This window comes from Roseivivax sp. GX 12232 (assembly GCF_021272185.1).
Classification (GTDB): domain Bacteria; phylum Pseudomonadota; class Alphaproteobacteria; order Rhodobacterales; family Rhodobacteraceae; genus Roseivivax.
The window spans coordinates 137,093-157,132 of the sequence record NZ_JAJSEC010000009.1 but is presented as its reverse complement, the minus strand read 5'-3'; the positions used below and the strand labels follow the sequence as shown (position 1 = coordinate 157,132).

Genomic DNA, 20,040 nt, shown 5'->3' with positions numbered 1-20,040 from the left:
GGGGCCGGCGCTGCTGAGTTCTGAGCGAGGCGCTTTATCCCAGCAAGGTCAGGACTAGAGAAACGCTATGCACGCCAGCCCAAGGAGCGCCGGCCCATCGGGCCGGTCCGGCGCGCGCCCGGCACCTTCGGTGCTATTCGGGCGCAAGAGGAGCCAGATTCAACCGATCGCACTCATGCAAACGCCGGTCTTGGCGGGCTTCCGCAAAAAGCGCGTCCGCCACCCTCACCAAAGGCCCAAGCTGAGGGTGCAAGCCACCCCTACCCCAGCTCCTCCACCAGGAAATCCGCCGGCCCGATGACACCAACCTCGGCCTCCACCGCCTCGGCGTTGTGGTTGAACCAGAAGCGCTCGGTCGCGGTCTCGCGGCAGCGGACGCCCTCGGGCATATCCCGCAGCGCCACCCCGGCGCGCGCGGCCATCCCGGCCACCAGCCGATCGAGCGCCGCGGCATCGCCCCAGCCGCCCATGTAAAGCACCCGCCCTCCGCGCATGGCGACGGGCTGGCCCGCCTCGCTGGCCAGCACCACCTCGGCCCCGCCCTCGATCTCCTCGAGGTAGCGCGTCGCGCCGCCGCCGCCTTCAAGCGGCAGGGGCATGTCGGGGCGCAGGCTCTCGACCCGGGTCACCCGCAGGTCGAGCCCGGGCATCGCGGGCGGCAGCGGCACGGGGATGGAGAACTCGCCGTCCCGCGCGCCGCTCCGGGGGCCGATCAGCACCTCGGCACCGCAACCGCTCAGCCGCGCCTTCAGCTCCTCGGGCATGCGGTTCAGCCCCGGCGCCAGCACCATGGCATAGCCCGAAAGATCCCCCTCGGGCGGCAGGATGTCGATGCTGAGCCCGGCCCGGCGCAGCGCCCGGTAGTGATCGAGCACCAGGTCGAAATAGGACAGCCCCGCCCCATGCGGCTGCACCTCCCAGGCCCAGGCCGCGTCGAAATCGAAGATCAGCGCGACCGGGGCGCGGGCCGCCGTCACCTCGGGGCGCGCGGAGAGCTCGCGGGCCACCTGCTGCGCCTCGCCGTAGGCCGGCGCCTCGGCGCTGTCGGGGCGCAACATGCCGGTGTGCAGCTGCTCCTGGGCGAAAGGCGCCTGGCGCCAGCGGAAGTAACAGACCGCCTCGGCACCGTGGGCAAAGGCCTCCCAGGTCCAGAAGCGCACCATGCCGGGCAGTGGCGATGGATTGTGCGGCGCCCAGTTCACCGGCCCGGGCTGCTGCTCCATGACCCACCAGCGCCCCCGCCCCGTGGCGCGGTAGAGGTCGTGGTGGAAGGCCTGGAAATCCGGCTCGCCCTGCCGGGCGTAGCGGCGCTGGGTCTGGGCATCCGCGCCGACCCTGTCCTCGAGAAAGCCCAGGGGATAGGAATCCCAGGTCACGAAATCGAGGTCTTCGCCGACCTTGTAGTGATCGAAGCCGGTCTCGCGGCCCATGTAGTTGTGCGAGATCGGCGCCTTGGAGCGGGCGCGGATGATCTCGACCTGCACACGGTTGAAGCGCGCCACCTGGTCCGAGGAAAAGCGCCGGAAGGCCAGGCTATGGGCCGGGTTGGGCTCGGTCACGGTCAGGTTCGGCAGCTCGATCTGGTCGAAGCTGTCGTAGTCCATCGACCAGAAGACATTGCCCCAGGCGCGGTTCAGCGCCTCGACCGACTGGTAACGCTGCGCCAGCCAGTCGCGGAAGGCGTCCCGCGCCGCCTCGGAATAAGAGACCGCGGTGTCGTGGCAGCCGTATTCGTTGTCGGTCTGCCAGGCCGCGAGATGCGGGTGATGGCCGTAGCGATCGGCCAGGGCGGTCACGATCCGGCGGCATTCGGCCAGGTAGCCCTCATGCGAAAAGCAGTAGTGCCGCCGCGAGCCATAGCCGCGCGGGCGGCCTTCGACGTCGCGGGCCAGCATGTCGGGGTGTTTGTCGACCACCCAGCGCGGCGGCGTGGCGGTGGGCGTGCCGAGGACGACCTTCAGCCCCGCCTGCCCCAGCACATGCATGGCGGTATCGAGCCAGTCCCACTCGAAGCGCCCCGGTGCGGGCTCGAGCCGCGACCAGGCGAACTCGCCGATGCGGACCCAGGTGAGGCCCGCTTCGACCATGCGCCGGGCGTCCTCTTCCCAGATCTCGCGGGGCCAGTGTTCGGGGTAATAGCAGGTGCCAAGCGTGCGGCGCATCGGGGGCTCTCGCGGTCAGGGAATGTGGGGGGGGCGACGGATCAGCCGGGCAGCGCGTCCCAGGCCGCGACGACCTGGGCGGCGCGCCGGGCGACCTCCTCGGGGGTGAAGCCGGGCTTGTAGAGGCTGGTGCCCATGCCGAAGCCGGTCACGCCCGCGGCGCGCCAGTCGGCGAAATCCTCGGCGCCGACGCCGCCCACGGCATAGGTCTCGGCCTCGGGCGGCAGGACGGCGGCAAGCGCCTTGAGCCCGTCGGTGCCGAGCTTGAAGGCGGGAAAGAGCTTCAGCCCGTCGGCCCCGGCGCGCAGAGCGGCGAAACACTCGGTCGCGGTGAAGACGCCGGGGTAGGATTGCATGCCCGCGGCTTTCGTGGCGCGGATCACCTCGGGGCAGCAGTCGGGCGAGACGACCATGCCCGCGCCGATCCCCGCGAGCCTGTCGACCGCCGCCGGATCGAGCACCGTGCCCGCGCCGATCAGCGCGCGGTCGCCGCAGGCGCCGACCATGCGTTCGATGCTGTCGAAGGGATCGGGCGAGTTCAGTGGCACCTCGATCCGGTCGATGCCCTGCTCGAGCAGCGCCTCGCAGATCGGCACGGCCTCGTCGGGGGTGATCCCGCGCAGGATGGCGATGACCTTGCGGCTCATGATGCGGCCTTTCTGAGTTGGGCCCGGGCGGCGGTCAGCCCGGCAAGCGTGATGTCCTCGGCGTCGAGCCGGTCGACGGCGGCGCCCTGGGCTTCGAGCGCGCGGGCATAGGCCTCGGCCTGGCCGCCGTTGCCGGCGACGATCACCGGCTGGCCCAGCCAATAGGCGCGGGCCCCGGCGAGCTCCATGCCGATGAGCTGCCCGGAAAGCCGCGCCAGCGCCGTCTCGGGCGGCAGATCGGCCAGGAGCGCCTCGGCGCGCAGCGAAAAGAGGTTGGCGGCCAGCGGCGCGGGCCGCGACATGGCGTCCGAGACCGCGGCGTCGAAGGCCGCGGCGTCCCAGCCCTCGGTGCCGAGCGAATGGCGCAGCACCGAGGCGTCGCGCAGGAGCGCGAAGATCTCGCCGGTCATATAGGTGCGGAAGCTCACCACCTCGCGGGCCGAACATTGCACCCACTTGGTGTGCGTGCCGGGCAGGCAGATGGTGCCGTCGAACTCGGGCCGGGCGGCGAAGATCCCGGCGATCTGGGTCTCCTCGCCGCGCATGACGTCGGCGGGCTGGGCCTGCTTGATCCCGGGCAGTATGCGCACCGCGAGGCGCGGATCCTCGGTCGCGACCTCGGTCGCGGCGTCAAGGCCCGGCGGCGCGCAGGGCACCGCGCGATACGGCGCCTCGGCCCAGCCCTGGCGCGAGCCCGCCATGCCGCAGACCACCACCGGCACCGCCCGGTCGGCGGGCAAGGCATCGCCCACCAGGTCCAGGAGCGCCGGCTCGAAGCCCGCCCGGTCGAGCCGGTTCATCCCCTGGTCCGAGCTGCGCCGGTCGGCCACCGCGCCGTCCTGGCCGATCAGCCAGGCCCGCAGGTTCGAGGTGCCCCAGTCGACCGCGATCCAGTCGAGCGCCGCCATCAGCCCGTCACCACCACGCCGCCGTCGACCACCAGCGCCTGGCCGGTCATCATCCGGCTGGCCGCGGAGGACAGGAAAAGCGTCGGCGCCACGATGTCCTCGGGGCCGAGGTGGTCCTTCAGGCACTGCTTGCCGAGATGCGCCTCGAGCGCGGCGGGCTCGGCCCATTTGTCGAGCTGCTTCTGGGTCAGCACCCAGCCCGGCGCCAGCGCGTTCACGGCGATCCGGTCGGGCCCGAACTCGCGGGCGAGGCTGCGGGTCATACCGTTGATGCCGGCATTGGCGGTCGTATAGGCGGGATAACCCGCGTTGCCCATCATGTAGCTGATCGAGGTGAAGTTCACGATGCGCCCGCCGCCGGCCTTCTGCATGCCCGGGATCACCGCCTGGCAGGCGAAGAAATAGGCCTTGAGGTTGATGTCCTGGGACCAGTCCCAGAACTCCTCGGTGACCTCGAGCGCGCTGTGGCGCTGGTCGTTGGCGGCGTTGTTGACCAGCCGGGTGATTGGGCCATGCGCCTTGGCGGCGGTCTCGATGGCGGCTTTCAGCGCCGCGACATCGGTGATGTCGCACTGGATGAAGAGCGGCCGGTTGCCGGTCGAAGCCGTGACCTCCTCGACGAACTCCGAGGCGTCGGAGCGGCCGACGAAGGCGACCTTGGCGCCCTGGCGCAGGAAGCCCTCGGTCAGCGCGGCGCCGATGCCCGAACCGCCGCCGGTGATGAAGACCGAGGCGTCCTTGAGGTCGGGATAGGTTGCGGTGTCGCTCATCAGTGGCTCTCCCTGGTGACGGGCCGCGTGTCCTTGCCGACGAGGAAGTCGAGATCCGCCCCCCGGTCGGCCTGCAGCACGTGGTCGATATAGAGTTTCGCGTAGCCGCGCTCGTAGCGCGGCGGTTCAGGCGCCCAACGCGCGCGCCGGGCCTCGAGTTCGTCCTCGGAGACCATGAGCTCGAGCTGCCCTTTCGAGGCGCTGACGCGGATGCGGTCGCCGGTCTGGACCAGCGCCAGCGGGCCGCCGGCCTGGGCCTCCGGGCTGACGTGCAGGATCACCGTGCCGAAGGCGGTGCCCGACATGCGCGCGTCCGAGACACGGATCATGTCGCGCACGCCCTCTTTCACGAGCTTGCCCGGGATCGGCATGTTGCCGACCTCGGCCATGCCCGGGTAGCCCTTGGGCCCGCAGCCCTTGAGCACCAGGATGGTCTCGGGCGTGACCGGCAGGTCGTCGCGGTCGATATTGGCCTTCAGCTCCTCGATGTTCTCGAAGACATAGGCTTCGCCCTCGTGCTCCAGCAGGTGGTCCGAGGCCGCCGAGGGCTTCACGATGGCCCCGTCGGGCGCGAGATTGCCGCGCAGGACACGCAGCCCCGCCGCCGGTTTCACCGGCGCGTCGAAACTGTGGATCACGTCGCGGTTGTGGCATTCCGCGCCGGTCCCATAGGCCGAGATGTCCTGCCCCAGCACCGTCTGCGCGGTCTCCAGAAGGCCCTTCTGCATCAGCTCGTTGAGGATCACCGGCATGCCGCCGGCGTAGCAGAAATCCTCCATCAGGTATTTGCCCGAGGGCATGCAGTTGGCCAGCAGCGGCACCTCGGAGCCGTCCTCGAAGGCCGAAAGGTCGAGGTCCACCCCGACCCTTCCCGCGATGGCCAGAAGGTGCACCACCGCGTTGGTCGAACCGCCGACCGCGGCATTGGCGCGGATCGCGTTCAGGAAGGCCTCGCGGGTCAGGATCTGCGAGGGCCGCAGGTCCTCCTCGACCATCTCGACGATGCGCTTGCCGGTCAGATGCGCCAGCGCCTTGCGCCGGGCATCGACCGCGGGAAGCGCGGCATTGGTGGGCAGCGACAGGCCCATCGCCTCGCAAAGCGAGGCCATGGTCGAGGCGGTGCCCATGGTCATGCAGACCCCGACCGAGCGCGACATGCCCGATTCCGCGGCCATGAAGTCCTGCAGCGTCATCTCGCCCGCGCGCACCGCCTCGGAGAACTTCCAGACGTCGGTGCCCGAGCCGATGTCGCGGCCCTTCCACTTGCCGTTCAGCATCGGCCCCGAGGAGACCACGATCGAGGGCAGATCGACCGAGGCCGCGCCCATGACCTGCCCCGGCGTGGTCTTGTCGCAGCCGCCCAGGAGCACGACGCCGTCCATGCCGTAGGCGCGGATCGATTCCTCCACGTCCATGGACAGGAGGTTGCGGAACAGCATGGCGGTGGGCTTCATCTGGGTCTCGCCCAGCGACATGACCGGGAATTCCACCGGGAAGCCGCCGGCCTCCCAGACGCCGCGCTTCACCGCCTCGGCGAGGTCGCGCAGCCCGGCGTTGCAGGGGGTCAGCTCGGACCAGGTGTTGCAGATCCCGATCACCGAGCGGCCGTCGAAGGCGTGGTCGGGGAAGCCCTGGTTCTTCATCCAGGAGCGGTGGATGAAGCCATCCTTGTCGAGCTTGCCATACCAGTTGGCGGAGCGGCGGGTCTTGGTCATCTCTGTCCCATCATTTGCTCTTCTGTGGCGGCGGCAGCCCCGTGCCGGGGCCCCGCGGCCTGTCGTGTCTTGCCCGCCCGGACATCGGGCGCGGGCGGAATGTCACTCAGCCGGCCAGGCCGGGGCGTCCGGCCCCTGCCCGGCCCGGCCCTTGCGCCGAAGGTCGCGGGCCTCAGGCGGCCCGGCGCCTTTGCGCAAAGGCCGGAAGCATCTCGCCATGGGCGGCCAGCAGGTCGTCGACCAGCGCGCGGATCTGGCGCAGGTCCAGCTCGGCGGCGGTATGCGGGTCCATCATGGCGGCGTGATAGACGTGTTCGACGTTCTCTTCCATCAGCGCCCGGACCACCAGCTCCTGCACGTTGATCTGGCTGCGCATCAGCGCCACGAGCTGCGGCGGGATGTCGTCGACCACGGTGGGCTGCACGCCGTTGGCATCGACCATGCAAGGCACCTCGACCGCCGCGCCATTGGGCAGCTGCGGCGCCTGGCCCCGGTTCGGCAGGTTGCCGTAGATCGGATAGGGCGTGTCGGTGACCATGGCGTTGATGATCTCGGCGGCGAACTCGTGGCTCTTCTCGAAGGCGATGGTCTCGGTCTCGCGGTAGGCTTTGGCCTGGGCGGACCAGTCGGCCATCTGCTCGACGCAGCGCTGGGGGTATTCGTCGAGCGGGATCTTGAACTCCTCGATCAGGTCCTCGCGGCCCGACTTGATGAACCAGGGCACGTATTCGGCGAAATGCTCCGAGCTTTCGGTGCAGAAATAGCCCAGGTGCTCCATCGCCTCGTAGCGCACCTTGTTCCAGCAGCGCGGCATCAGGAGCGGCGGCTTCGGCAGCCGCCCGGCGCGGTAGCCGTCGCGCAGACGCGGGTAAAGATCCTGCCCGCCATGGGTCAGCTCGAGGAAGAAAGCGACGTGGTTCACCCCGGCGACGCGGTAGCGGATCTCGTCCTTCGGCAGCTCAAGGTCATGCGCCAGCTCCTCCACGGTGTTCTGCACCGAATGGCAAAGCCCGACCTGGCGCAGCTTCGGGAAGGCCTCGGCGAGCGCCCAGGTGTTGATCGCCATGGGGTTCACGTATTGCAGAAGCGTCGCCTCGGGGCAGAGCTCGGCCATGTCGCGGGCCACGTCCCAGAGGTGCGGCACGGTGCGCAAGCCTCGCATGATGCCGCCCACGCCCAGCGTGTCGGCGATGGTCTGGCGCAGCCCGTATTGGCGCGGGATCTCGAAGTCGATCACCGTCGAGGGCTTGTAGCCCCCGACCTGGAAGGCGGTGACGACGAAATCCGCCCCGTCGAGCGCCGCGCGCCGGTCGAGCGTGGTCTCCACCCGGGCCTGGCGGCCCGAGGCGGCGATCAGCTTGCGCGCGACCAGCGCGCTTTCCTCGAGCCGGCCCGCGTCGATGTCCATCAGCGCGAAGGTCACCCCTTCGAGCGCGGGGAAATGCAGGCAGTCCCCGAGGATGTTCTTCATGAAGATCGTCGAACCGGCGCCGATGAAGGCGATACGTGTCATGGTCTCTCCGGGTGTCTTATTTCACCGCTCCCAGCGTCAGGCCGGCGATGAAGTGGCGTTGCATGAGGAAGAACATCGCGACCGGCGGCAGGGCCGCGACGATCGAGCCGGCGCTCATCAGGTGATAGGCGGCGCGGTATTGCGCGTTGAACGAGGTGATGCCGGCGGTGACGGGCTGGCTTTCGGCGCCCTGCGTCAGCACCACCGCCCAGAAGTAGTCGTTCCAGATGAAGGTGAAGATCAGCACCGAGAGCGCCGCGATCGCGGGCTTCATCAGGGGCAGGACGACGAACCAGAAGATCCGCCATTCGGCCACGCCCTCGACCCGGGCGGCCTCGATCAGCTCGAAGGGCAGCGCGCGGATGAAGTTGCGCATGAAGAGCGTGCAGAAGCCGGTCTGGAAGGCGACGTGGAACAGCACCAGCCCCATCTTGGTGTTGTAGAGCCCCAGGTCCAGCGTCAGGTCGCGGACCGGCACCATGAGGATCTGGAAAGGCACGAAGTTGCCCGCGACGAACATGAAGAACAGCCAGAGGTTGCCGCGGAACTTGTAGACCCCCAGCGCGAAGCCGGTCATGCACGACAGCGCCACCGCGCCGATCACCGTGGGCACGGTGATCAGCACCGAGTTCATCAGGTAGCGCGGCATGTCGCTTTCGAAGAAGACCTTGCCGTAGTTCGCGAGCCCCTGGAAGCTCGAGGGCCAGCCCCAGTAGTTGCCGGCGGTGAAGTCGGTGTCGGGCTTGATCGAGAAGATCGCCACGGCCACGAGCGGCAGGAGCCACATCAGAAGCGCCACGGGGATCAGCGACTGGTAGGTGATCTGGGCCGGCCGCGAGGCCTGCTGGATCGGTCTCGGGAACATCAGGCGTCCTCCCGGTTTGGCAGGGTGGCGCGCAGGGCCTTGCTGAGGCCCGCCCGCACGGTGTCATAAGAGACGGTGAGCCGGTGGCGCGCCTCCTCGGGCGCGGTCCGGTCGTAGGGGAGCCGCACCCAGGAGCGGTGGAAATAGGGCGCGCGCTCGGCGGCTCCGGCCTCGATCAGCATCTCGGCGGTGTCGAGGTCGGGGCATTTCACCGACACGCCGCCACTGTCCTCGAAGTCGCCGAAACAGGCGAACATCTTGCCTCCGACCTTCCAGCTCAGAAGCTGGCCCGGCGGTTCGGCCAGCACCGCGCCGGGCAGCGCGGCGCAGATGCCGTCGATCTCTTGGCGGGTCACGGCCATCTCAGCGCCCCCGCTCCTGGCGCCACATCGACCAGAGGAAATAGGCAATGAAGCAGAGCATGATCAGGAAGAGCACCACCGCGATGGCCGCCCCGTAGCCCATGCGGAAGCCGTATTCCGACAGTGCCTTCTCGAACATGTAGAAGGACAGGACCCGGGTGGAGCCGAAGGGCCCGCCGTTGGTCATGATCGAGATCAGGTCGAAGGAGCGGAGCGCGCCGATGATCGTCACCACGAAGGCGATGAAGGTCGCCGGGCGCAGCTGCGGCAGGATCACGTGCCAGAGCATCCTGAGCCCCTTGGCCCCGTCGAGACGCGCGGCCTCGATCTGCTCGGGGTCCACGGCGTTCAAGCCGGTGAGATAGAGGATCATGCAATAGGCGATCTGCGGCCAGAGGCCCGCGGCGATGATCCCGTAGGTCGCGAGCGTCGGGTCGCCGAGGACGTTGATCGCCGGCAGGCCGATGCTCTCCAGAAGCGTGTTCAACAGCCCGAAGGTCGGGTCGTAGAACCAGGTGAAGACCAGGCCGACCACCACCTGCGAGATCACGAAGGGGAAGAAGAACAACGACTTGTAGATGCGGATGCCCGCGACCGTCTGGTTCAGGAAGAGCGCGATGAACAGCCCGCCCGGGATCGCCAGCAGGTAGAGCACCAGCCATTTCATGTTGTTCCAGAGCGAGACCTCGAAGGCCCGGTCGGTGGCCAGCTCCTGGTAGTTCTGCAGCCCGATGAACTCGGGCTGGCCGAGGCCGTCCCAGCGGTAGAAGGAGACCTGGAAGCTCTGGAAGATCGGGAAGATCACGTAGACCAGGAAGAACAGCACGCCCGGCGCAAGGAACAGCAGGGGCGCCAGCGTCATGCGGTGGCGCCGGAGGAAGCCGGGCCCGCCGCTGTCGGCATGGGTGTCGGGAAGGGTGGCCGTGGTCATGGAAAGCCGCTCCGCTCGTTCAGGGCGTCGTCGGGGCCGGGCCCGGCGCGGGGCCCGGCCGCCCGAAGGTGCGGGCGGCCCGCGCGGGGCCGCCCGGATGGCGCGTCGGGATCAGTAGATCCGCTGGCGCGCCTGCTCGAGGCGTTGGAGGATATCCTCGAGGTTGTCGGGGAAGACCATGAACTCCTGGAAGCCTTCCATGGCGACCGAGGCCATCTCGGCGGGCGCGTCGCGGTCGAAGAACTGCGCGATGCCGCCGGGGCTGTTCGAGGAGAGCATCTCGAAGCCCTGGTTCAGCATCTCGTCGTCGTCGACCGAGCTCTGCGCGTTGACCGGCAGCTGCCCGAGCGCACCGCCCGAGTTGATCGTGGTCTGGTTCTCGGCCGAGACCACGAAGCGCAGGAAGGCGCGCGCGGCTTCCTTGTTCTCCGCACCCGAGGGGATGTGGAAGGTGTCGGTCGGCGCGTCCTCGGCCAGTTCCACCTCGGGGTTGATCGCCGGGAACTGGTAGAAGTCGAGCTGGTCGTCGCCCAGGCCCGCCTCGCGCAGCGGCGCCACGGCGAAGTTGCCCATCAGGTAGGCGGCGGCCTCGCCGTTCACCATGAAGGGCAGCGCCTCCTGCCAGGAGTAGGACTGGTGGTTGTCGATATAGGCGCCCATGTCGATCAGCTCGCGCCAGTTGGCGAAGGTCTGACGGACGCGGTCGTCGGTCCATTCCACCTCGCCCTGCGTCAGGGCCATGTGGAAGTCATAGCCGTTGGTGCGCATGTTGAGGTAGTCGAACCAGCCGGCGGCGGTCCAGAGGAACTTCGAGCCGATGGTGAAGCACTTCTTGCCCGAGTCGAGGATCGCCTGGCAGTTGGCCTTGAACTCGTCCCAGGTGGCGGGCTCGCTCAGGCCGAGCTCGTTGTAGATGTCCTCGCGGTAGTACACGCCCCACTGGTAGTAGGTATAGGGCACGCCCCACTGCTTGCCGTCGATGGTCATCGCGCCCTTGGTCGAGGCCAGGTTGTCGGCGATCTCGGGCTCGGCCCAGAGGTCCGAGACATCCTCGAAGAGGCCCGCGTCGACATAGGGCGCCATGCGGTTGGCGGCATACCAGTTCGCCACGTCGGGCGGATTGGCGGTCAGGAAGTTGCGGATCTGGGTCTTGTAGGCCTCGCGGTCGATGACCGTCAGCTCGACGTCGAGATCGGGGTGCATCTCGTCGAAGCGCTGCGCCATGCCCTCCATCACGGCGCGGGGCGCCGGGTTCGACATGTCCGAAAAGATCGTGAGCGTCCCGCTGAGCGGGGTCTCATGGGCCGCCGCGAAGGCGCCGCCCGCGGCCAGCGACAGCGCGGCTGCCGCGGTGAGTTGCGTTCTGAGCATGAAGTCCTCCCTTAGCTCGGAACCCTTGTCTCATTATTTGAAACTTGAGTCCAACTATTGAAACTATGCGGGATTCGTCGTATCGCTGTCAACAGGCCATCCGGGACGTGCTGGCCGCACGAGGGAGGAGACAGGGGCATGAACGCGATCTCACCGAGGCAGGGCGACGGCACCGTCGGCAAGGCGCTGGACGTGCTCGACCTCGTGGCCGCCCATGGCGCGCCGATCCGCTTTGCCGAGCTGCAGGCGCTCTCGCCGCTGCCCAAGGCGACGCTCTACCGGCTGGTGCAGACGCTGGTGAACCAGGGCATGCTGCGCCTCGACGCCGAGACCGGCGCCTATGCGCCGGGCCTGCGGCTGGTGCGGCTGGCCCATGCGGCCTGGGCGCGCTCTTCGCTGGCGCCCATCGCGCGGCCCTTCCTCGACCGGCTCTCGGCCGAGGTCTGCGAGACCATTCACCTCGCCCAGCTCGACCGCGGCCAGGTGCTTTACGTCGACAAGCGCAATGCCAGCCAGCCGCTCGAGATGTTCTCGGCCGCCGGCAAGGTCGGGCCGGGCTATTGCACCGGCGTCGGCAAGGCCATGCTTGCGCATCTGCCCGAGGAGGAGCGCGCCGCCGCCCTGCCCCTGCAGGCCTTCTTCCGGCACACCGCGCGCACCATCACCAGCGCCGAGGCCCTGGAGGAGGAATGCGCCGCGATTCGCGCCGAGGGCATCGCCTACGACCGCGAGGAACACGAGCCCGGCATCATCTGCATCGCCGCCCCGATCCTGTCGCCCGGCGGCAGGGTCATGGGGGCGCTCTCGATCACCACGTCGACCGAGCGGCGCGGGCTCGAGGATCTGGCCGGGCTGAAGCCCCGGCTGATCGAAACCGCGCGGGAGATCGCCGAGGCCACCGCGGCCTGGCAGTTTCCCGACAAAGCCGAGATTTGAGGAGGAGGAGCCGATGAGCGGCGTCACACTGGAAAAGGCCGTCAAGAAATACGGCGAGGTCGAAGTCATCCACGGGCTCGACCTGGACATCAAGGAAGGCGAGTTCTGCGTCTTCGTCGGCCCCTCGGGCTGCGGGAAGTCGACGCTGCTGCGGATGATCGCGGGGCTCGAGGAGACCTCGGACGGCACCATCCGCATCGGCGCCCGCGACGTGACCCGCGTCGATGCCGCCGACCGGGGCGTCGCCATGGTGTTCCAGAGCTACGCGCTCTACCCGCATATGAGCGTGGCCGAGAACATGGGTTTCGGGCTGAAGATGACCGGCCACCCGAAGGCCGAGATCCAGGAGAAGGTCGCCGAGGCGGCGCGGATCCTGAAGCTCGGCGATTACCTCAAGCGCAAGCCCAAGGCGCTGTCCGGCGGCCAGCGCCAGCGGGTCGCCATCGGCCGCGCCATCGTGCGCGGGCCCGAGGTCTTCCTCTTCGACGAGCCCCTGTCGAACCTCGACGCCGAGCTGCGCGTCGACATGCGGGTCGAGATCGCGCGCCTGCACAAGGAGATCGGCGCGACGATGATCTATGTCACCCACGACCAGGTCGAGGCGATGACCCTGGCCGACAAGATCGTGGTGCTGCGCGCCGGCCATATCGAGCAGGTCGGCTCGCCCATGCATCTCTACAACGACCCCGACAACCGCTTCGTGGCGGGCTTCATCGGCTCGCCTTCGATGAACTTCCTCGAGGGCGTGGTGACCGGCGGCAAGGTGGCCTGCCCGCTTCTGGGCGAGACGCCGATCGAGACCTCGGTCGCCCTGCCCGCCGAGGGCGCCCGAGTGCTGGTCGGCCTGCGCCCCCAGGCGCTGTCGGTCGAGGAAGGCTCGTCGCCGCTGCGCCTCGACATCCGCGAACGGCTGGGCGGGGTGGCCTACGACTACCTCGTCGACGGCAAGGACGCCCGGATCGTGGTCGAGACCCGCTCGGACGAGGACATCCCCGAGGGCACCGAGGTGCGGCTGGTCTTCGACCCCGCCGAGGCGCTGTTCTTCGACGGAGAGACCGAGCAGCGGCTGCGGTGAAGAGCGGGTGGTGGCGCGGGGCCTTGGGGGTGTCGCGCTGCCGTTGCGGTCTGTCGGGCCGGGGATGCTGCTGGGCCAATGCTCAACCGCTGACCACAGGCCCACCACCCGCGCCACACGCCCCACCAGAGGGCGCGCGCCGGACCGGGGGCCGGCGCTGCTGACCTCTGAGCAAGGCGCTTTATCCCAGCAAGGTCAGGGCTAGCGACAGGCTAAGCGCGCCATCCGAAGGAGCGCCGGCCCATCGGGCCGGTCCGGCGCGCGCCCGGCATCTTCGATGCTGTTCGGGCGCAAGGGGGTGCCTGGCGGTAAGGGGCCTAGTGCTGCGCGGGATGCTGGCCCTAGCAGCGCGCGACCAGGCGGCTTGCCTCCCCTCGCCACAAGCGCCCGCCTTCGGGCGACTGCTGCGACTGCTCACCACAGGCCCACCGCCCTCGCCGCACACCCCACCAGAGGGCGCGCGTCGGACCGGGGGCCGGCGCTGCTGACCTCGGGGCTATGCGTTTTATCAACGCAAGGTCAGGACTAGAGGTGAGCTACGCACGCCACCCCAAGGAGCGCCGGCCCAAGGGGCCGGTCCGGCGCGCGCCCGGCACCTTCGGTGCTGTTCGGGCGCAAGGGGGTGCCTGGCCGTGACCGGAACACCCAGCGATGCGGAGCGACCGCGGCAAAGCCTCCCTCTTGCAGCACCCCGCAAAACCGGCCACTCCTGAGCCAGCCCCCTGCCCCGGAGCCCCCATGCACCGCCTCGCGCCGCTTCTTCTCCTGCCGATCCTCGCGCTTCTGGCCGCCTGCGCGGGCGCGCCCGAACCGGACCGGAGCGAGATCCCGAAGCTTGCCGCGGAGATCGCGGCGCTCGGGCCAAGCGTCGACCCGGAGGAGGCGCAGCGCGCCGCGCGGATCGCTTATGAATACCCCTTGCAGCTCGCCGAGGATTGGCAGGTCACCTCTTCGCCGCTGGTCCATAACGCCAAGGTGCGCAACGGGCTCCGCGAGAAGGGCCTCTGCAACGACTGGGCCGAGGCGATGATCACCCGGCTCCGCCAGGAGGGCTTCGAGACGCTTGAGCTGCACTGGGCGACCTCGCCCGCCGAGGGCTTCCGGGTGATCCACCATTCCGCGGTGATCTCGGCCCGGGGCGCGCCGCTCGAAGAGGGCGTGCTGCTTGATCCCTGGCGCCACGGCGGGGTGCTCTACTGGGGCGCGCCGGGGGCGGATCCGCGCTACGACTGGATGCCGCGGATGCAGGCGCGGGCGCTCAGGGCGGGCGGTGCGGTCGCGGAGTGAGCCGGGCGGGCGGAGCGAAATTGGCGTATAGGGGCTGAGAGGGCCTCCCACGCCAGCGCGGCGCACGTGCTCACTGAAACGCGCACCACAGAAAGGTGACCCAAAGGGCCTCTGCCCCGACAGCCTCCCGCCTACTCCGCCAGCCCCTCGAACCAATCGAGTGCCATCTCCGCCCAGCCGGGCGGAATCCCGTGGCCGCCGTCGAACAGCGCCATCTCCAGCGGCGCGCCGTTGCAATTGGTCCAGCGCTTCCGCCAATAGGTCTCGTCGCTCTCGAAGGCCCCGGCCTGCAGCCGGCAGCCGTTGGCGGCGCGCCAGAGCGTCATGGCGTGCCAGACGTCGCCCTGGACCACCGCGCCCGGGGCCTCGGGGCTCTCGCCGCGCAGGAGCCGCCCTTCGAGCGGCACCGTTCCGTCGCGCCAGCCATGGGTGTGCAGAAGCGGCGCGGGGCCGGCGCAGCCCTCGGGATGCGGGCGCCAGAAGCTGCCCGCGACCGGGGCGTAGCCCGCGAATCTCCCGGGCGCGTCGCAGGCGAGGTAGCTCACCATGGAGCCCCCGATGGAGAAGCCCGCGAGCAGCATCCTCTCGGGGTCGAGCCCGAAGCGCGCGGCGGCGTCGTCGCGGACCGCGCGCAGGAAGGCGGCCTCGTCGCGCGGGCCGGGGCGGTCGGGGTGGAAGGCCCAGGTCCGCCCGCCGCGCCCCTGGCGCGGGATGCCGTCGGGGGCGATCACCGCGTAGCCGCGCGCCAGGGCCGCCTCGACCATGCCGCGCATCGTCAGCGTGCCTGCGCCGGTCGAGCCCCAGCCGTGCAGAAAGACCAGCGCCGGGGCGCCTTCGGCAAGATCCTCGGGCAGTTCGGCGTGGTAGCTGCCGCCCGGGATCTCGCAGGCGGGCTCGGCCCCGCCGCAGAGCGCGAGCGCGGGGGATGCGGCGAGGTTCAGGCCGAGGGCCAGCGTCGCGGTCTTGAGGTTCATGGGCGGGCTCCCGGACTGGCTGTCATGGGCGGGAGGCTAGCGCGCCCTGCTCAGCGCGCCAGCGGCGCGGCGGAGCTGAACTGCGGGATCGCCCGGGACGAGGCGCCCTGCGGCTCGATGCCCGGCCAGTTGCCCTGGGCGAGGTCGATGTTGCCGGGGATGTCCTCTTCCCAGAAGCCCACCACCGCCTCGGTGATGTTGAGATAGAGCTTGCCGTCGACGATACGCCAGAGGTTGGGATTGCCCGGCACCTTGCCGCCCTTGGCCACGCCATAGGCGCAATGGCCGTCGTATTGCGGGACATAGGCGGCCGGGTCCGCGAGGAAGCGCGCGCGGTTTTCCTCCGAGGCGAAGGCGAAGGTGGCGCCGTTGTGCTCGGCGGTGATGCCCGCGCGGCCCGGGACGGCCTCGGGCTGGGGCGCGCCGGGCGCGGCCTGCGGCAGGTCGAAATAGGCGACCACGTCGTAGCCCGAGACGGCGAAGCCGGTGGGGTCGACGTATTGCTCGCCCGCGGCGGCGAGGCCGGGGGCGGCGAAGGCGAGAGCGGCGATCAGTGTGGCGGTCGGGCGCATGGCGTGTCTCCTCCTGGACTGCGTGGGAGCGAGGCTAGCGGCGGGCGCGCGCTCCGGGCAGCCCCCCTCCGCGCTTCGTGAGGGGCCGTGGGGCGGTGGTGTGGTTTGTTTCAGGGGGGGCTGGGGAAGGAGGAGAGGTGTATGGTCATGGCGTGGCGGTGATGGCGATGAGAAGCGCTGGTGGGCGCTGATCTTGGCACCACGCGGCGACGTTTCACCCGGAGCACCGCAACACTTCCCCCCTGCCCGCCCGCCAGGCCTCCCGGCGCAACGCCTCCCCCTTGCGCCCGAACAGCATCGAAGATGCCGGGCGCGCGCCGGACCGGCCCCTTGGGCCGGCGCTCTTGTGGGCGAGGCGTATAGATCGTCGCTAGCCCTGACCTTGCGTGGATAAAGCGCCTCGCTCACAGGTCAGTAGCGCCGGCCCCCGGTCCGGTGCGCGCCCTCTGTTGCGCGGGGTGGTGACGTGGGTGGGGCCGGCACTACCGCCTCGCCCAGCAGCCCCCAACCCCAGCCCCCTCACTCCGCCGCCATGGCGGCGGGCTCGGGGGTCTCCAGCGCATCGCGCAGCGCGGCGCGTTCGGCGCGGGCGCGGGTCTGCACCCGGGGCTCGCGCAGCGACAGCGGCGTCTCGAGGCGCAGCGGGGCGAGGCTCAGGTCCGCCACCCGCGCCGAGGAGAGCCAGGACAGGACCGGCGCCGCCGCCAGGCTCACCGCCACCGGCGTGAGCCAGAGCGACAGGAGCCCCGAGGCCATCCCGAGGATCATCCCCGCGCCCAGCACCGTCTCGAGCCAGTGGAACCGCAATAGCACCCGCCAGCCGTAATGCGTGGTCCCGCGCCGCTGCGGCGACCAGGCGTTGGGGGCCCCGGCCAGCGCCCGCAGCACCGCCGTGGTCTGCTGAACCATGAGGATCGGCGCATAGAGGATGGCCAGCGCGATCTCGTAGCCGGTGGTCAGCGCGAAACGCGTCGCGCCGCCGTAAAGCCGCACCACCCCGCGCGAGGCCGCCAGCAACCCCGCCGCCACGATCTTCGGCAAGAGCAGCATGGTGTAGATGAAGACCAGGAACCACAGTCCGTCGATCTGGCTGACCTGCGGCCAGACCGGGTGGAAGGGGTTCGAGGGGTGGAAGTAGATCACCTGGTCCTGCTGCGCGAGCGGCAGGAAGGCCGACCAGATCACCAGGAGCACGAACCAGGCCGGCGACAAGAGGTAAGCGAAGGCCCCCTGCAACAGGTGGAACCGCGAGATCGGGTGGAAGCCGCGGGCGCCGAGGATGCGCAGGTGCTGCAGGTTGCCCTGGCACCAGCGCCGGTCGCGCAGCACATAGTCGATGAGCGAGGCCGGGGTTTCCTCGAAGGAGCCGCCGAGCCGCGGCAGGAAGCGCACCGCCCACCCGGCGCGGCGCAGCATGCCGGCCTCGACGAAATCATGGCTCAGGATCAGCTGGTCCTGGCCGCCCCGGCCCTTGAGATGCGGCAGCTGGGCGCTGTCGGCGAAGGCGCGGGTGCGGATGATGGCGTTGTGGCCCCAGTAGTTGCCCTCGCTCTGGGACCAGAGCGCCAGGCCCTCGGCCAGAAGCCAGCCATATACCGAGGTGGCGAACTGCTGCATACGGCCAAAGAGCGTCTCGGCCGAGATCAGCACCGGGAAGCTCTGGATCAGCCCGGCGGCGGGATCGCGCGAGAGCGCATCGGCAAGCTGGCGGATGCCCGCCCCGGTCATCAGGCTGTCGGCATCGAGCACCACCATGGCATCCCAGGCCGCGCCGTATTCGGCGATCCAGCCGTTGATGTTGCCGACCTTCTTGTCGGTGTTGCGCGCCCGGCGGCGGTAATAGACCGGGATGTCGTGGCCGGTCGCGGCCTTGAGGTGGCGGAAGGCGCGGGCCTCGGCCTCGGCGATCTCGGGGTCCTGGGTGTCGGACAGGATGAAGAAGGCAAAATCGTCGGTCCGCCGGCCCTGTTCGAGCTCGCGGCGCATGGCGGCGACATTGCCCATCACGTCGCTGGGGCTTTCGTTGTAGACCGGCACCAGAAGCGCGATCTTCTGCGCCGCGCCGCGCGGCCGGGTCTCGGCGCGCTTGCCGAGGATCAGCCGCAGCACCGCCAGCAGCACCGCCGAGACCGAGAGCGAGACCCAGACGAAGGTCAGCCCGATCAAGAGGGTCACGAGACCCTCCTGCAGGGTGAAGCCGCCGGCGTCGAACCAGCGGATGATGCCGACGATCAGCGAGACCGTGATCAGGAGCGCCGGCCCGAAGGCCCCGGCCCGCCAGAGCACGTCGCGCCATGTCAGCCGCCCGGGCCCCTGGCGCGGGATCTCGCAGGCGCCGAAGCTCTGCTTGCGCAGCGGCATCGGCGCGCGGGGCGGCATCATGGTCTCGGGCTCGGATAGGCTCATGCGGTCCACCTGTAGAGCCAGACCTCGGAGAGGCCGGCTTCCTCGGATCTCAGTTGCGCGCGCATCTCGATGACCTGGGCGTCGCCCGGCAGGAGCTTGAAGCCCAGCCGCACGCCGCCGGTCTCGGGATTGCGCTCGACGATCGGGGCGACGACCTCGCCGGCGCTGGCGCGCACCAGCGGCACCAGCTGGTCGAGGTCGAGCGGTTCCTCGGGGTCGGGGGCAAAATCGATGGTGAAGCGCAGCCCGCCGCCCCGGTCCTTGCCCGAGCGGGTGTTGATCACCGCGAGCCCTTCGCCATGCACGCCCCGCGCGCCCCAGCTCATGTCGTAGCTGAAGGCCGCCGACTGGCCCGGCTCCAGCGGCACCCGCGGGCGCCAGTAGGCGACGATATTGTCGTAGATCTCGTCGTCGGTGGGGATCTCCACCAGCGTGACCTCGCCCGGCCCCCATTCCTCGCCCGGCACGATCCAGAGCGAGGGGCGGCGGTGGTAATGCGCTTCGAGGTCGCCGAAATCCTCGAACCCGCGGGCCCGCTGCATGAGGCCGAAGCCGCGCGGGTTGTTGTCCTGGAAGCCGCTGATCTGCAGCTGCGCGGGATTGGCGAGCGGCCGCCAGATGGTCTCGCCGCCGCCGTTCAGGATCAAGAGCCCGTCGCTGTCATGCACCGCCGAGCGGAAGTCCGAGAAGCGGTGGCGGTTGGTCTCGTCGAACTGGAACATCGAGGTCAGCGGCGCGATGCCATAGTGGCGCAGCCGCGTCCGGGCGAAGATCTCGGCCTCGACCCGGATGTCGAGCCGCTCGCCGGGGCGGATGCGGAAGCGGTAGGCGCCGCTGGCCGAGGGCCCGTCGAGCAGCGCATGCACCACGATCTCGGCGTCGCGGGCGGCGGGGCGCTCGATCCAGAAGCGGCGGAACTCGGGGAACTCCTCGCCCGAGGGCTCCGCGGTGTCGACCGCCAGCCCGCGCGCCGAGAGCCCGTAGGTCTGCCCGGCGCCGATGCCGCGGAAGTAGCTGGCCCCCTGGAAGACCGCGAACTCGGTGAAGATGCCCGGCGTGTCGAGCTCGGCCCGGAGCCGCAGGCCGGAATAGCCCAGGCTCTCGTCGACCGGCAGATCGGGGAAGCGGTCGGAGGTGTCGAAGACGCCCATGTCGAAAAGCACCGGGCGCGCCTCGCCCCCATCGACGACCGAGACCTCGATGGGCGTCGGGAAATAGAGCCCCGGCGCGAAGAAATCGACGCGGAAGGGCAGCTCGCCCTCGGGCTCCCAGAGCGCGTTGCGGTGGTCGAACCAGATCGCGCGGTAGTCGTCGTAGCTGATGTTGGTCCAGGCCTCGGGGATGCGCGCGGGCGCCTCAAAGGACTTGGCGGCCAGGTCGCGGGCCATGCGGGTCACATCGGCGCGCGAAAAGGAGCTGGGCGCGCCCAGCTGCATCCCGGGCTCGGCCTCGGCCGCAGGCGCGCTTTCGCCCGTGCCGCCCTCGGCCGCGGCCCGGGTGGCGACCAGCCCGGCCAGCCCCATCAGCAGTTCCCGTCTCAGCATAG

At 69.9% G+C, this 20,040-nt stretch carries 17 protein-coding genes; 3 read left to right on the top strand and 14 right to left on the bottom strand.

The features are described 5' to 3' along the window. Window positions 1-260: 260 nt before the first annotated feature. The 10 genes from LR948_RS15225 to LR948_RS15180 all read right to left on the bottom strand — a co-directional run bounded on the left by LR948_RS15225 (window position 261) and on the right by LR948_RS15180 (window position 11,244). Window positions 261-2,162, bottom strand: coding sequence for a beta-galactosidase (locus tag LR948_RS15225; RefSeq protein WP_232754939.1), 1,902 nt, complete (start codon window positions 2,160-2,162; stop codon window positions 261-263). 41 nt (window positions 2,163-2,203) lie between these two features. Then, entirely contained in the window at window positions 2,204-2,809 is a 606-nt protein-coding gene (locus tag LR948_RS15220; RefSeq protein WP_232754938.1) for a 2-dehydro-3-deoxy-6-phosphogalactonate aldolase, read from the bottom strand. Continuing rightward, complete coding sequence (locus tag LR948_RS15215; protein WP_232754937.1) at window positions 2,806-3,717, bottom strand: 2-dehydro-3-deoxygalactonokinase; 912 nt, start codon at window positions 3,715-3,717, stop codon at window positions 2,806-2,808. The genes LR948_RS15220 and LR948_RS15215 overlap by 4 nt, the downstream gene beginning before the upstream one ends. Further along, the gene (locus LR948_RS15210; protein WP_232754936.1) at window positions 3,717-4,487 is read right to left on the bottom strand and encodes an SDR family NAD(P)-dependent oxidoreductase; all 771 of its coding nucleotides are present in this window, start codon (window positions 4,485-4,487) and stop codon (window positions 3,717-3,719) included. Before LR948_RS15210 ends, LR948_RS15215 begins: the two co-directional genes overlap by 1 nt. Continuing rightward, the gene (locus LR948_RS15205; RefSeq protein ID WP_232754935.1) at window positions 4,487-6,202 is read right to left on the bottom strand and encodes an IlvD/Edd family dehydratase; all 1,716 of its coding nucleotides are present in this window, start codon (window positions 6,200-6,202) and stop codon (window positions 4,487-4,489) included. Before LR948_RS15205 ends, LR948_RS15210 begins: the two co-directional genes overlap by 1 nt. A gap of 172 nt (window positions 6,203-6,374) precedes the next feature. Next, on the bottom strand, window positions 6,375-7,715 hold the full coding sequence (locus tag LR948_RS15200; RefSeq protein WP_232754934.1) for an alpha-glucosidase/alpha-galactosidase: 1,341 nt from the start codon (window positions 7,713-7,715) through the stop codon (window positions 6,375-6,377). A 16-nt stretch (window positions 7,716-7,731) separates the two neighbouring features. Continuing rightward, window positions 7,732-8,580, bottom strand: a complete 849-nt coding sequence (locus LR948_RS15195) for a carbohydrate ABC transporter permease (RefSeq protein WP_232754933.1) — start codon at window positions 8,578-8,580, stop codon at window positions 7,732-7,734. Beyond that, window positions 8,580-8,942 carry an MmcQ/YjbR family DNA-binding protein gene (locus LR948_RS15190; protein WP_232754932.1) on the bottom strand — a complete coding sequence of 121 codons (363 nt, stop codon included), beginning with the start codon at window positions 8,940-8,942 and terminating at the stop codon, window positions 8,580-8,582. Before LR948_RS15190 ends, LR948_RS15195 begins: the two co-directional genes overlap by 1 nt. A 1-nt stretch (window position 8,943) precedes the next feature. Next, a complete protein-coding gene (locus tag LR948_RS15185) occupies window positions 8,944-9,804 on the bottom strand; it encodes a carbohydrate ABC transporter permease (protein WP_370634982.1) in 861 nt (286 codons plus the stop codon). Between the two features lie 180 nt (window positions 9,805-9,984). Next, a complete protein-coding gene (locus LR948_RS15180; RefSeq protein ID WP_232754930.1) occupies window positions 9,985-11,244 on the bottom strand; it encodes an ABC transporter substrate-binding protein in 1,260 nt (419 codons plus the stop codon). A 138-nt stretch (window positions 11,245-11,382) separates the two neighbouring features. Between LR948_RS15180 and LR948_RS15175 the strand changes: the two genes are divergently transcribed. The 3 genes from LR948_RS15175 (at window position 11,383) to LR948_RS15165 (ending at window position 14,542) form a co-directional block, all read left to right on the top strand. Next, window positions 11,383-12,180, top strand: a complete 798-nt coding sequence (locus tag LR948_RS15175) for an IclR family transcriptional regulator (RefSeq protein WP_232754929.1) — start codon at window positions 11,383-11,385, stop codon at window positions 12,178-12,180. 13 nt (window positions 12,181-12,193) lie between these two features. Continuing rightward, the gene (locus LR948_RS15170; RefSeq protein ID WP_232754928.1) at window positions 12,194-13,255 is read left to right on the top strand and encodes an ABC transporter ATP-binding protein; all 1,062 of its coding nucleotides are present in this window, start codon (window positions 12,194-12,196) and stop codon (window positions 13,253-13,255) included. A 738-nt stretch (window positions 13,256-13,993) separates the two neighbouring features. Further along, window positions 13,994-14,542, top strand: a complete 549-nt coding sequence (locus tag LR948_RS15165) for a hypothetical protein (protein WP_232754927.1) — start codon at window positions 13,994-13,996, stop codon at window positions 14,540-14,542. Window positions 14,543-14,673: 131 nt separating this feature from the next. On the opposite strand, the gene LR948_RS15160 is transcribed toward LR948_RS15165, so the two are convergent. From LR948_RS15160 to LR948_RS15145, 4 genes are all read right to left on the bottom strand, one after another. Continuing rightward, window positions 14,674-15,516, bottom strand: coding sequence for a PHB depolymerase family esterase (locus LR948_RS15160; protein ID WP_232754926.1), 843 nt, complete (start codon window positions 15,514-15,516; stop codon window positions 14,674-14,676). A gap of 50 nt (window positions 15,517-15,566) precedes the next feature. Further along, the gene (locus LR948_RS15155) at window positions 15,567-16,088 is read right to left on the bottom strand and encodes a YHS domain-containing (seleno)protein (protein WP_232754925.1); all 522 of its coding nucleotides are present in this window, start codon (window positions 16,086-16,088) and stop codon (window positions 15,567-15,569) included. 519 nt (window positions 16,089-16,607) lie between these two features. Next, window positions 16,608-18,494: a glucans biosynthesis glucosyltransferase MdoH gene (gene mdoH / locus LR948_RS15150; protein WP_232754924.1), complete on the bottom strand. Its 1,887-nt coding sequence runs from the start codon at window positions 18,492-18,494 to the stop codon at window positions 16,608-16,610. After that, a complete protein-coding gene (locus LR948_RS15145; RefSeq protein WP_232754923.1) occupies window positions 18,491-20,038 on the bottom strand; it encodes a glucan biosynthesis protein in 1,548 nt (515 codons plus the stop codon). The genes mdoH and LR948_RS15145 overlap by 4 nt, the downstream gene beginning before the upstream one ends. Window positions 20,039-20,040 lie beyond the last annotated feature (2 nt).